The sequence below is a fragment of the Echinicola pacifica DSM 19836 genome, assembly GCF_000373245.1.
GTDB lineage: Bacteria > Bacteroidota > Bacteroidia > Cytophagales > Cyclobacteriaceae > Echinicola > Echinicola pacifica.
The window spans coordinates 1-13,021 of record NZ_KB890743.1; the positions used below are offsets into that span (position 1 = coordinate 1).

Genomic DNA, 13,021 nt, shown 5'->3' on the forward strand with positions numbered 1-13,021 from the left:
CGCTGCTCCAGGGCATACAGCAGCTGCATTTCATCCAAGACATAATTGGCCTGCTTTTCGTCATCTTTGACCGCATCGACAAAATAGNGCCTTGCATGTGCCATACAGTAAGTAAGCAGGATATCCGGATGGTTCCCGTAAAGTGAATCATAGACGATATAGCCATCCGTTTGGAGGATTCCCTTAAANCCNGNAAGCATTTCCTTGGGNCCGGAACTGTCCCNNCCTTTACGGTAGTCAAACAGTACGAGNCTGTCCACNGGAGCATGGTATAGCNACANGTATCCTTTATGAATTCCATTTTTATGGTCCCTATCCTGNACCTTTATGGGGCTTTCATCCGCCTGGAGATACTTATGNGNGAAGACGACTANGCGGAGGAGCTCCCAGAGCGGTTGGAGTTGCTCCCATCCCTTCATCAGCCAGTCCGATGCGCTGGAAGCGGGGATNCTAACTCCCATTTTTCTGTATTTGTCGATCTGCCGGTGCAGCGGCATCCCGTAAACGTATTTGTCAACGGTGAGCTGTGCAATGACCGATTCGGAAGGGATGCCCTTNTCGATTACCCGGTCAGGAAGCATNCCGATCAGAATGCCTTCCCCGTTTGGCCTGGCATANTTTGGACGCACATANCGTTTCACATAGAAAAAAGCAGGTTCAATCTCCAACACCTCAGTNACNTCNTCCCCGATCTTTGTGCAGCCTTCAGTGGATTCGGACGGCTCTATCACGATCTCTTCCCTGGTCAGTTNTTCAGGCAGGCTCATACGNCCGGTTCCTTTGGCACGTTTCTTCGGTGCTGGTTTCTGCCGCTCCACCGAGCAGGACAGCTCTTCCTGTACCGACTGGGTGACACCGAGTTCAAAAAGTCCCATCTGGTTGTCTCCGACATTGCCGTTGCGTTTCTCACTTAAACCAAGTTTGTTGCGCACAAGCCCGGCAAGCGAGTTGATCCCGAAACGCATGTCTGTCGGTTCATGATACATGAAATACCTCACTGAGCTTGATAGGGCCAGCATCAGCCCACCAGCTCACGGACAGTTGCCACATCTACTGCCCCAAACAGTTCCACACAGATTCCGGATGGATAACTGATTCTGGCAACTGGGCTTGCTGCGATATGANCCATCGGAATAATCGAGAACGGGGGAGGGGAAGTTGAAGGGGCCGAATCGGTGTCAAACTTCTTACACCAATAATAGAACGTTTGCTTTGGGATGCCTTCTGCTGCGGCAAAAGTGGCCTTACGCTGACCCGATTCCTGCCACTTACAGAACAGGGAGTAATATACTTGCTTGGATTTCTTTCTCATCCTGCAACATTAGGTATTCAGAACGCCTGTATCAATATGGGGTTTGTCGGACGGATACAATCCAAACGCAGGATCAGCCACGATTACTTTTTCCGGAGTTGCCTCATAAATTACAACATAGTGTCGTTGTCTCCAATGTGCAATACATGGCAATGGAATTTGTTCAGAAAGAGTATTATAGTCTATTACTAAAGCAAGTGTACTAAGACCAATTTTCTCCACTGCATCTGCAATTCCTTCCAAAGTTGTTCCATCACCAGATTGAAGGGATATATCTCTTAAATAGCCAATTTCATAATTCTTCCCATAGTATTTGGAAATCATTCTTAGACAAGTTGGTCCACAATCCATCCTGTCATATTGGCAATAAAAAGGCAATTTTTTAGATTGAAAATTAATCATTTTTGTTCCTAACTGCTTAAATAACTGAACCGGTTTTCTTGCCTAAACTAGGAACAAAATGATCGAAGAACTATTCAAAAAAGTCCGACTCTCATCAAGTGGTCGCAAGCTGCTTACCTCACAACAAAAAGTGTTCATTGTTGAAAATTGGGAATCCTCTGGCTTATCTTGCCCTGAATATTGCCGACGACACGGGCTGATCACCAGTCAAGTGTACAATTGGCGATCCAACGCTAAATCAGGAGCTATTATGAGTATCAAGAATCAAGGGGATTTACACACCAAAGCAGAATTAGAACTACTCAGAAAAGAGAATGAAGAGCTGAAGAAGGCTCTTGGTGAATCTACCTTGGACATCAAGATTCTAAAAAAAAAGTTGGAAATGGATCAACAACGAAACAAGAAGTTGAATCGTTATCCAGGGAGTTCAGAGTGAGTATTAACAGAACTATCAAGACTTTAGGAGTAGCCAAATCTACCGTTTACTATAAGCCAAAGGAATATCCAGATCGTAAAAGAACAGCTCGGAAGGCGCTTTGTGAGCAGATGAAAGCAGCAATTCTCGAGCTTACTGTAAGCAAGTCTACCTATGGAGTGCCCAGAGTTAAGGCCTCATACCGGTCAAATAGCGGTAGAGGTTTCCAACACCCGCTGGGCAAGCGACATTACTTCGATTAAATGTTGGAATGGGGAAAAGCTCCGTGTAGCATTTGTGATGGACTGTTGTGACAGGTCTATCATTGCTTGGAGAGCAAGTAAACATATGCAGGCGGTAGATATTGAAGTGCTGGTTCAGGAAGCTTTACACAGGCGTTTTGGAGAGAAATTGCCTCCTCTGGGGCCGCTATAGTTCTTGCATGACAATGGGCCAGAATTCGTTGAAAAGAAACTTAAAGCGAGTTTGAAATCATGGAATAGTGTCGATTGTAATACACCAACCTATTCTCCACAATCAAATGGAATGTGCGAAGCTCTAAATGGCACATTTAAAATAGATTACGTGTATGAGAGTTGTCTAGACAACACTCAAACCGTATTCAATCAAATGCAGAAATGGGCATGAATACAATACTTATGCACCTCATTCAGCTTTAGAAATGAAAACACCGAATGAATTTTTTAACTATAAATTCGCAGCATAACTAGTCCAACTTTTTAGCGGAAAGAGCATTTTGGTTTGTTCCATCCCAGAAGCAATGTAACCCAAAATATCACAAGTCACCGGTATCATCACCGTAGTTTCCTCAGGCAAGTAATAATAACCTTTTTGATTTTTTCATTAGGTGAGTGGCAAGATACCAGTACCAAAATCAAGCATGAGAATAACAGTTTATCTATTTGACCCATATTTCTTAAGTTGTCTGTCCTCATTATACCTTTTCTGTTTTATTTTTTGATAATAATTATAGGTAGCTGCCCTATCAACTTTATTAGATGTAAGGCTTCTTATTACAAGCTGTACTCCAGAATGTGAGGTTCTTATTACTCTTGTAGGAGATATTTCGTTAGCCTTCACTGTTCTTTCCTCGGAACCAGGTATTACCCGCCGCACTTTTTTGTTATCAAACTTTGGTGAGGGATATCTGACCCCATTTCTTTTGCCGAATAGCTGATTTGCTTGTACGCAGTGGTGATATAGTTTTGGTTAAGTACTATATGGGTTCGTCGGAGGAATGCATTTATTCTCTCCTATCCATTTGCTTGGTTGTTTACCGAAAACTATGGAATAGCTCAGTCTGTGTAAAATTGCACTTGGTGGGATGGATACAGATAAATTAAACAGTTCTGAAAAAGTATTGGAGGGTCTAACTACAAAAAACTCGCCACTAGGCTACCAGTGGCGACAAAATGGCACTAAACCCCAGCGCTTGCCTGTCTTACAAATCGCAGGTGCACCTCTGTCCACTCCCCTTGCTTACTGCGAATAGCAATTTTAGCCCCGATAGCATTGACCGCCTTCTGGACGATCGACAGGCCTAAGCCACTCCCTTGTATCTCCCGATGTCCAAGTGCATCTGACCGGAAAAACGGGATAAATACCTGCGCTAGGTCTGTATCTTTTATCCCTAAGCCTTCATCACGGATAAAGCAGTGGCACTCCCCCATGCTATTCTCCAATCGAATCGAAAGGGTCGTATTTTCATAGCTATACTTTATAGCATTGCCCACAATATTTTCCAGAATGACGTTGCCATAATAATATGGCAGAATATAGTCCCCAGATTCATCCGCTTCCAGGGAGACTTTTATTTGCTTACGCTTAAGTTCTTTCTGAAATCTGGAAAGTGTCTCATCGATCAACACCGCGATGGGCACCCGATGCTGCTTTTGATGGGACTGCTGCTGGTCATTTCTCGCCAGAAAGAGTAATTGCTCCACTATGACAGACATTCTGTCCACCTCCGAAAGGCTATAGTTTATTTTTTCTTCATAATCCTCCACGTTTCTTTGCTTACGGATGAGGATCTCCAGCGTCCCACGCAGCGCCGCTAGGGGCGTGCGAAGCTCATGTGATGCATCAGAGGTAAACTGCTTTTCTCGCTCCATCGCGGCTTCGATCCGATCCAGAAGACCATTGATGGAAGTAGAGAGTTCGTAGAGTTCATCTTGATTCTCCGGTAGCGGCACCCGCTCGCTGAGGTTGTTCCTAGTGATGCTGCTGGTGGCTCCAATAATGGTGGCAATGGGGGCGATACTCTTCCCCGCCAGGTACCTGGAGATAAAGAATAGGACCATCACTGAAATAGGAAAAAGAATCAGGAGGGTTTTCATCAAATTGGTAAGCACCATCAGGGAGGCCTCCAGCGGAACTGCAGCGACGATGTATCCCTTTAGCTCCCCCTGCTCTAGGATGCCTATTTGTACCTGACGAATGGGCCTGTTCTTCAGTTTGGTGTCATAATGCAGATCGAGCACCTTGCCCTTGCCCATTTCCAATTGGTCCTCTTTCAAGTTGGGAGATTTGTCCATCACCTGTCCGGCGGGCCCCATTAGCTGCAAAAATACCGGATTGATCTGAACTTCCTTATGCTCGATTTCCTCCCACTCTTTCTTATGGGTAAAATACACCGTGTCCGCCTCCACGGCTATTTCTAAGAGGTGCTTATTTGCTTCGAAAGACAGGGAACTGTCCAGACTTTCATACACGGTGCTGCGGACCATGAAGTAAATAAAGGCAAATACCAGCAAGCTGATGACTGAGGTAGCCAGCAGGTATAAAAATGCTATCCTAGTCTGAAAATTCAACTTCATAATTCCTTAGCAATATATCCCACCCCTCGGATGGTCTGGATATAATTTTCCTTATCCTCCAAGGCTAGTTTTTTTCTTAAAGCATTGATATAAACGTCAATCACCCCGGTATTATAATCAAAATTGATATCCCAGACATGCTCTATAATCTGCGTTCGGCGACAGACCTTTCCTTTATTTCGTAATAAAAATTCGAGTAAAGAAAATTCCTTCTGGGTAAGATAGATTTCTTCTGAGCCCTTAAACACCTGGTGGGTACCAATATCCATGAGAATATCGCCTACCGAAAACTGCTCATGCTCACCCGAGCTCGGTCGCAACTGCACTTTTACCCTTTCCAGCAATTCCTCAAAATGAAAGGGCTTCTTGATATAGTCATTTGCCCCAGCCTGAAGTCCAAAGATGACATCAGCCACCTCGTCCCTGGCCGTCAAAAAAATAATGGGGGTGGTCGGGTCCACCTTCCGAAAACTCCGGCAGACTTCTATCCCACTGATCCCCGGCACCATCCAGTCCAATAACAAAATATCATAACGGTCCACCATCGCCATATCCAAACCCATCTGTCCATCCGTGGCAAAATCCACTCCATAGCCTTCCTCCTCGAAGCCCTGCTTCAAAAACTTCACTATCCCTGGTTCATCTTCTACGATAAGTATCTTCATATGCTATTTGGACTTCTATTCGGGTCTCCACCTTCCCCGGCCTTCTCCGTCCCAAATCTATCAAAAATTCCTGCAATATGCTCAGTCTCCCCAGTCCGTCTTTGCTATTCCCGGCCGGCTAGAGCCTATTCAGTGATCAGGTTAAAGGCCCCTTTGGTCAGAAACACCGATCCCTTCGCAAAATCTCCTGCATTGACGATCTGCACCATCCCCTCTTCACGATTCCCTGCCTTGACCATTTTCGGTGCGAAGGATCGCTTTCCATCCGCGGTATTGGTCTGCAGCAGTACCTTATAGTCATCCCCAATCTTCACCACGGCAGTTTCGGGTAGGGCCATCCCCGGTACCGCTTCCGTCCTCACACTGGCCTCAGCATACATGCCCGGCACGAGATTGGCCATCGTTTCCTCCTCTTCTATATGCACATGGACACGCACTATTCGGTCCGCCTCCGATACCGACTTACCCACCAGATGGACCTTGCCAAGGTACGATTGGGAAGGATTGTCCTGCAGGTAAAATACTACCTCCTGGCCTACTTTGACCTTCCAGGCATCCTTCTCGAAGATATTCAGCTCCAAATGCAGATGATTAGTATTGACCAGGGACATCGCTATATCGGAAGGAGAAAGGTACATGCCCTTCTCGGCAGAGATTTCCGTGATATATCCCGACATGGGCGCTTTCAGGCTTAGGGTCGAGGTAATCGACTCATCCTCCAGCTGATCCGGCAGAATGCCCATCAGCAGAAGTTTCTTGCTCAAAGCCTCATAGCGTGCCTTCATCACCTTATAATCCGCCTCAGATTTGAGGAATTTCTTCTCGGAAGCCACATTCGTTTTATAGAGCTCCCCCTGTCTTTTATAATCGGACTCCAAATACCGGAGCTCCCCTTTAGCCTCCAAAAACTCCAGCTGAATCTGAATAAATTCAGGGTTTTCCAGCTGTAATAAATCCTGCCCTTTTTGCACCTTTTGGCCGGGCAGCAGTTTTAGTTCTTTGATATATCCCCCAAAATAAGCACTGATAGCCATTCTATTTTCGGGTGGCACATCCAGCATCCCATTAGCTTTTATGCTTTGATGGAATTCCTTTTCGGTCAACGAACCTGTATGAAAATCATTGGCCTTCATCTGCTCCGCCGTCAGGCTAATGAGATGAGATTCCGGCTCGGAGGTTTCTACAATTTTATTCCCTTCTCCCTTGCCTTCATTACAAGAAAGCATAAGCAGTGGACTACCAAAAAGGGCTATCCGAATGAGGCTGATCGCTATTATCTTCTGCATATTATTAGTCTATTAGATAGTGGGCTTCCAATAAGGTCATATTGTAATGCCATAGATTTTCCAAGTAATTGATTTCTATATTTCGGGCATTTTCGAGCAACTGTATGTATTGTAAAAAGTCAATTTCACCATTCTGGTAAGCCATCTGGGCATTGGACAATAGTCCTTTGGCCAACGTATCGCCGGTGCTGTGGTAATAGTCGATTGCCTTTTTAAATTTCTTTAGTTCTTGGTCGAGCTCTTGATAGCTTGACTGTAAGTGTATCTCGTAGTTTTGCCTACGCTGTTGGGCGATCTGCATGGAGGTCTGCGCGGCCTGGATTTTCGATTTTTGGGCTCCAAACCACAATGGAATGGCTATTCCCGCCTGAAATCCCCGATACATCCGTGCAGCGGGAAGGCTATTGGTGCCTTGAAAGACCGAAAATTGCAGGTCAGGAAGCAGCTTATTTTTTTCCAAACCTAGCTCATAGCCTTTGGTTTCGGTAAGTTGGGAATGGTAATCCAGGCCAGGATGACCGGCAAAATCCCCTCCCAAATCCAGCAGGGGCAGGCTGTCCAACTCCACTTCATAATTTTCTTCCCCTTGAATCCAGCTGTTCAGCCGTACCAATGCCTGGTCTTTATTAAACTGATGCTGCTCCATCAGCAGGGAGATTTCCCGGGATTTACTTTCTGCCGTCAGCTGCTCCAGCATATTGGACTCACCGAGTTCATACTTACTCTGAGCAGCGGCGGCAAATTGAGAATACAAACTATCCAGATAACCGTAATTTGTGAGTAGCTGCTTAAAATAGACGACTGTAAAATAGGCTTTGGAAACTTCTTGTTTGATGCGGTATTCGTCGAGCTCATAGGCTTTCTCCTGCAGGGTCACTTTACTTTTCCGCAATCGATGCTGGGCGCCATAAACGGTCGGAAACTGTAAGGTTTGATCCAGGCCCCACACTTTAATCGGCGCACCATTTTCGGCGATATTATTTTGGTCATAGAGATAGTAAACCTGGGTTTTGTCGATATCCCAAGCCGTCCCCTTCAGCTCTTCCTGCTGCTGGATGAGCGCCCTGGAAGCAGTCAGCTCACGGTTGTTTTCCACCGCCATCTGTATCGCTGAGCTTAGGCTCAGCGGATTTTCCTGTGCATTGGAAGTCTTGGTGGAAAAGGCCAAGAATAGAATTACTCCAGCAAAAGAAGCCAGCTTTGGAGCCCTCTTGAGGTTAATCTTCTTTCCTGCCAATAGCGTATAGAGCACCGGCACCACCAATAAGGTCAGGAGGGTGGCCGAAATCAATCCGCCGACCACCACGGTGGCAAGAGGACGCTGGACCTCTGCCCCTGCGGAATGAGAAATGGCCATAGGCAAGAAGCCCAAGGCTGCTGCTGAGGCAGTCAAAAGCACAGGCCGAAGCCGCTTCCGCGTCCCGATCAGTACAGCCTTATGCACATTCCTGATTCCTTGGGCTTTCAGCTCCTTAAACTCCTCGATGAGCACGATGCCATTCAACACCGCAATACCAAAAAGCGCTATAAATCCGACGCCGGCAGAAATACTAAACGGCAATCCTCGAAGGTATAGCAAAACAATACCACCGACCGCCGCAAGGGGGATGGCGCTATAAATGATGGCGGCTTCTTTGGCAGAATTAAAAGCAAAATATAGCATAAGGAAAATCAGTAATAGCGCAATGGGAACCGCAATAATCAGCCTTTCTCTGGCGGTACGCAGGTTTTCGAATTGACCACCATAAGTGATGGTATAGCCCGTAGGAAGTTTTATTTGCTCCGCAATAATCCCTTGGACATCCTTCACCACCGACTCCAAATCACGGTTTCTCACATTGACACCGATTACGATTCGCCTTTTGGTATTATCCCTAGAGATCTTAGCTGGGCCCGAGGTGTACTTGACCTCCGCAAACTCGCTCAATGGAAGGCTACGCCCGCTGGGAAGCTGGACAGAGGTGGAGCTGATATCTTCCAGGCTCTGGCGGTGCTCGCCATCATAGCGAAGCACCAGGTCATATTGCCGCTCCCCTTCGAACACCGTGCCGGCAGGCAGACCCGCAAAGCCCATACTGATCAGATCGTTCAAATCACTGACATTGAGGCCGTATTTGGCAATTTTTCGGCGGTCATATACCACGGTCATCTGTGGCAAGCCGGCCGTTTTTTCTACAATTATATCCGATGCTCCCTCCACCCCTTGGATGGCTTTCTCCACCTCCTGGGCTTTTTGGAACAGAAGATCGAGGTCCTCCCCAAAAATCTTAATGGCTAAATCGGCCCTCACTCCCGTGATCAGCTCATTGAACCGCATCTCTATCGGCTGGGTAAACTCAAAGTCAATTCCCGGAAGAATGGCAAGCTCCGCCTTAAATGCTTCCGCCAATTCGTCTTTGGTGGAGGCCGTCACCCAGTCTCCTTTGGGTCGCAACTTGATGATCACATCACTTTCCTCCATGCTCATGGGGTCAGTAGGCACCTCAGCCGCACCAATCCGGCTCACTACCTGCTCCACTTCGGGAAATTCCAGCAGGATCTTCTCCATTTTGGTGGTAGTTTCTATCGTTTTTTCTAAAGATGTCCCCGTCTTCAGCACCGGTTGGATCACAAAATCCCCCTCGTCTAAGGTGGGCACAAACTCCCCTCCCATCCGGGTAAAAAGGAGAATCGATCCAACCAAAAGCCCTACTGAAATGGCCAATACTACACCTTTATGGCGCAAGGCAAGCAGAATTGCTGGTCGGTATATCCGGTAAACCGCGGAAATAAACCGCTCCGAAAAGCCAGGTTTAGAGGATTTACTTGGTTTGATAAATAAAGAAGCCATCACGGGCACATAAGTAAAACAGAGTACCATCGCGCCTATCAGGGCATAGCAAAAAACCAAAGCCATGGGGCGAAACATTTTCCCCTCCACATTGACCAGGGAAAGAATCGGGATAAAGACAATAATGATGATTAGCTGGCCAAAAACGGCTGAATGCATCATTTTTGAGGCTCCTTCGAAGGTAATCTTGTCGATAGCCCGCTGTTTCTCCGCCCCCTGGAGAGGGCCCAAGGTCTTATATTGGGAACTAATCTGATAGGCGATATACTCCACGATGATCACTGCACCATCGATGATAATCCCAAAATCAATGGCACCAAGGCTCATCAGATTCGCATCCACGCCTGTGAGGTACATCAGAGAAAGTGCAAAGAGCAAACATAATGGGATGACCGAGGCCACCACCAGCCCAGAGCGGAAATTACCCAATAGCAATACCACGACAAATACCACAATCAAGCAGCCGAGAATCAGGTTTTCGGCAATGGTAAAGGTCGTTTTTCCGATCAGTTCGCTTCGCTCCAAAAAGGGATTAATGATTATGCCTGGGGGCAATGAAGATTTTATTTCGTCCACCCTTTGGGTTACTGCATTGATTACAGCTTGTGAATCGGCCCCTTTGAGCATCATCACCTGGCCGAGCACCTTTTCTCCCTGGCCATTACCAGTGATGGCCCCAAAGCGCGTGGCATGTCCATATTGGACCTGAGCTATATCCGAGATATAAATAGGAAGACCGTTTCTATTTTCCACCACTATATTCTCAATATCCTCCAGTGAGCCGACCAGGCCCTCCCCACGGATAAAGTAGGTCTCCTCGGTTTTTTCTATATATCCTCCTCCGGCAATGCTATTATTATTTTCCAGCACCTCATATACCTTGCCCAGTGGAATCTGGATCGCCCGTAATTTGGCGGGGTTTACCGCGACCTCATATTGCTTCAGGTATCCTCCCCAGGTATTGACTTCTACTACACCGGGGATGCCAGACAGCTGCCTCTTGATCACCCAATCCTGAATGGAGCGGATATCTGATATGGAGTATCGATCCTGATAGGCGGGCTCCACATCGATGATGTACTGGTATATTTCGCCTAATCCTGTGGAAATCGGCCCCATAAATGGGGTACCAAAGCCCTCGGGAATCCGCTCTTCTGCGGTCTTAAGCTTCTCGGCGATCAGCTGGCGGGGCAGATAGGTGCCTGCCTTATCCTCAAATACCACCGTCACCACCGATAATCCGAATTTAGAAATCGACCGAATCTCCTTTACATTGGGAAGGTTGGCCATTTCTAGTTCCACGGGGTAGGTTAGAAACTTTTCCACGTCCTCCGTCGCAAGGTTTTTGGAGGTGGTAATGATCTGTACCTGATTATTGGTAATGTCCGGCACTGCCCCCAAGGGGATATGCGCCAGGGAATAAACGCCAAAGCCAACCATTCCCAAGGTAAAAAGTAGAATGATCAACTTATGATTTAAGCTGTACTGGATGAGCTTCTGAAGCATTCGGAAAGTTTTTTAATGTCCTTTCCCAAAAGTAATCTCCTACTCTAAGGGCTTTCTTAGCGTTTTCTTAAGATTTCCTTAAAATCCACCAAACTCCGGTTTTATTTACCTAGCTGCCCCCTCAGATACTCCTAATTGACAGGGCTCCGGTAGAAGCTATATAAGCTGTAATTTGGATTTATATCTATTCGTTAGGCTTGTCCTCTATTGAAACTTGACTAGGTAAACAGGGGAGAATTCTCAAACCTTGGGGGATATATTTAGGGATAAATATGATCTACTTTGCCACAGCATAAATACCTAAAAAGGGTCCTGAAGGAAGAAATAAACGCTAGTGTAAAAAGAGCTCTGATTTCCAAAGGCTAGAAAAGCCTGCTTTAGTAAATCTCTTTATAAATCTGTGGGATAAAAGGATAAAACATTAAGATTCAACACCCTTAATAAATCAAATAAAATTGACCCAGAATAAAAAAAATAGCCTGCTTCGGCTACCTGAGAGGTGCTGAAGCAGGCTATTTACTTGCCTTAATCAAAACTGATTAACGAGCTATATTTGTACCTCTAAACTTCAAGAACAAGCCTAGGAAGATAAAGATCAATAGGGCTGGCAAGAATGCCATATACCCAAAGGTAGAGGCTGAGCTATCGGAGCCATCCATAAATGAACCCATGATTGGCAGCACAATAGATACGGACAGCATTCCCAGTCCGCCAATTATGGATAAACCTAGGGCGCCGCTTTCGGGAATTCTCTCGGCGACAAAACTTAACATGGTCGGCCAGAAATACGTCACACCAACTGCAAAAACGAATGCTGCGCCAAACACGGCTGTGCCGGAGGCATAACTCAGCAAAATCAAGCCTATGCAGCTGAATACGGCTGAAAACAAGAGCATTCCTGTGGTATCCAACTTCTTCACCACCGGACCTGCAAAGGCTCTTCCTATGGCCATAATCCCATTAATAAACGCTAAAATCAGGATTCCTGAAACATTTGCATCTTTCAATAAACCATCTATTCTCTGAAGGGTACTCAGCTCTGTGGACGCGGTAAGCAGCATACAAAAGGCCATCACCAGAAATAATGGAGAGATGATGGCTTTCCACATTTGAGAATTGGAAACGCCCATCTGTACCCTTTCGGTTTTGGGTAAGGTCTTGCCATAAAACAAGAAAGCATACACCACCAAGGGGATAAATAACATGGCCACCAGCACCTGCCAAGGCAGGTTCATCACATCCATAAGGATATATCCCAGGACGCCACCGATCACCATTCCTCCAGGGAACCATACATGAAAACGGTTTAGCATTTTGGCTTTATTCTCCGGATACATACTGGCCACCAGTGGGTTACAGGCAGCCTCCACTAGTCCATTTCCAATTCCAATAAATAAGGTTCCTGCGAAGAAGGAATAGAAATCATAGGAGAAAATGGTCAATACAATGCCTGCCAAATGGCTAAAAAACGCCATCCAAATGATTTTTTTGATTCCAAAGTAATCGACCAAAGGGCCACCAATAAGCATGGCCAGAGTAAATCCCCAGAATGCGGGGGCAAAGACCAGCCCGATTTCCACCCCTGAGAGTGCGAAATCCGTCTCTAGTACTCCTTCTAATTTTGCGCGGACCGCAAAGGTCATGGAGGTCACAATAAGCGCCAGGCAACTGGCTTGGAAAAGAGCTTTCCTATTGGCAGTTTGATTCATGGTAATAAAGGTTATTTTGGTGTATAGTTATTAATTGACAATTTTCGTCATTGGGTCAT

11 protein-coding genes are annotated in these 13,021 nt (G+C 46.2%); 3 read left to right on the top strand and 8 right to left on the bottom strand.

What is annotated here, in order from left to right:
• The 3 genes from tnpC to B050_RS0110160 all read right to left on the bottom strand — a co-directional run.
• The coding region (tnpC, locus tag B050_RS22230) for an IS66 family transposase (RefSeq protein WP_455423223.1) at positions 1-1,019 on the bottom strand (1,019 nt) is incomplete at its 3' end.
• The gene (gene tnpA / locus B050_RS23795) at positions 1,019-1,312 is read right to left on the bottom strand and encodes an IS66 family insertion sequence element accessory protein TnpA (protein ID WP_018473810.1); all 294 of its coding nucleotides are present in this window, start codon (positions 1,310-1,312) and stop codon (positions 1,019-1,021) included. The genes tnpC and tnpA (B050_RS23795), both read right to left, overlap by 1 nt.
• 9 nt (positions 1,313-1,321) lie before the next feature.
• Positions 1,322-1,714 carry a cysteine peptidase family C39 domain-containing protein gene (locus B050_RS0110160; RefSeq protein WP_018473811.1) on the bottom strand — a complete coding sequence of 131 codons (393 nt, stop codon included), beginning with the start codon at positions 1,712-1,714 and terminating at the stop codon, positions 1,322-1,324.
• Between the two features lie 58 nt (positions 1,715-1,772).
• Here B050_RS0110160 and tnpA (B050_RS22235) point away from each other — a divergent pair, with 58 nt between their 5' ends.
• From tnpA (B050_RS22235) to B050_RS23800, 3 genes are read left to right on the top strand one after another with little or no spacing between them, the layout of a single operon-like run.
• Positions 1,773-2,150 (top strand): IS66 family insertion sequence element accessory protein TnpA, encoded by a 378-nt coding sequence (gene tnpA, locus B050_RS22235; protein ID WP_044202227.1) that lies wholly within the window; start codon positions 1,773-1,775, stop codon positions 2,148-2,150.
• Positions 2,147-2,392, top strand: a complete 246-nt coding sequence (locus B050_RS23550) for a hypothetical protein (RefSeq protein ID WP_169336251.1) — start codon at positions 2,147-2,149, stop codon at positions 2,390-2,392. The genes tnpA (B050_RS22235) and B050_RS23550 overlap by 4 nt, the downstream gene beginning before the upstream one ends.
• Positions 2,304-2,564 (top strand): DDE-type integrase/transposase/recombinase, encoded by a 261-nt coding sequence (locus B050_RS23800; RefSeq protein WP_052308742.1) that lies wholly within the window; start codon positions 2,304-2,306, stop codon positions 2,562-2,564. Before B050_RS23550 ends, B050_RS23800 begins: the two co-directional genes overlap by 89 nt.
• A 1,004-nt stretch (positions 2,565-3,568) precedes the next feature.
• Here the strand turns inward: B050_RS23800 and B050_RS0110170 are convergent.
• The 5 genes from B050_RS0110170 to B050_RS0110190 all read right to left on the bottom strand — a co-directional run bounded on the left by B050_RS0110170 (position 3,569) and on the right by B050_RS0110190 (position 12,962).
• Positions 3,569-4,966, bottom strand: coding sequence for a sensor histidine kinase (locus B050_RS0110170; protein WP_018473813.1), 1,398 nt, complete (start codon positions 4,964-4,966; stop codon positions 3,569-3,571).
• Positions 4,963-5,631 carry a response regulator transcription factor gene (locus B050_RS0110175; RefSeq protein ID WP_018473814.1) on the bottom strand — a complete coding sequence of 223 codons (669 nt, stop codon included), beginning with the start codon at positions 5,629-5,631 and terminating at the stop codon, positions 4,963-4,965. Before B050_RS0110175 ends, B050_RS0110170 begins: the two co-directional genes overlap by 4 nt.
• Positions 5,632-5,756: 125 nt before the next feature.
• Entirely contained in the window at positions 5,757-6,917 is a 1,161-nt protein-coding gene (locus tag B050_RS0110180; RefSeq protein WP_018473815.1) for an efflux RND transporter periplasmic adaptor subunit, read from the bottom strand.
• Between the two features lie 4 nt (positions 6,918-6,921).
• Entirely contained in the window at positions 6,922-11,253 is a 4,332-nt protein-coding gene (locus tag B050_RS0110185; RefSeq protein WP_018473816.1) for a CusA/CzcA family heavy metal efflux RND transporter, read from the bottom strand.
• A 539-nt stretch (positions 11,254-11,792) separates the two neighbouring features.
• A complete protein-coding gene (locus tag B050_RS0110190) occupies positions 11,793-12,962 on the bottom strand; it encodes an MFS transporter (protein WP_018473817.1) in 1,170 nt (389 codons plus the stop codon).
• Positions 12,963-13,021 lie beyond the last annotated feature (59 nt).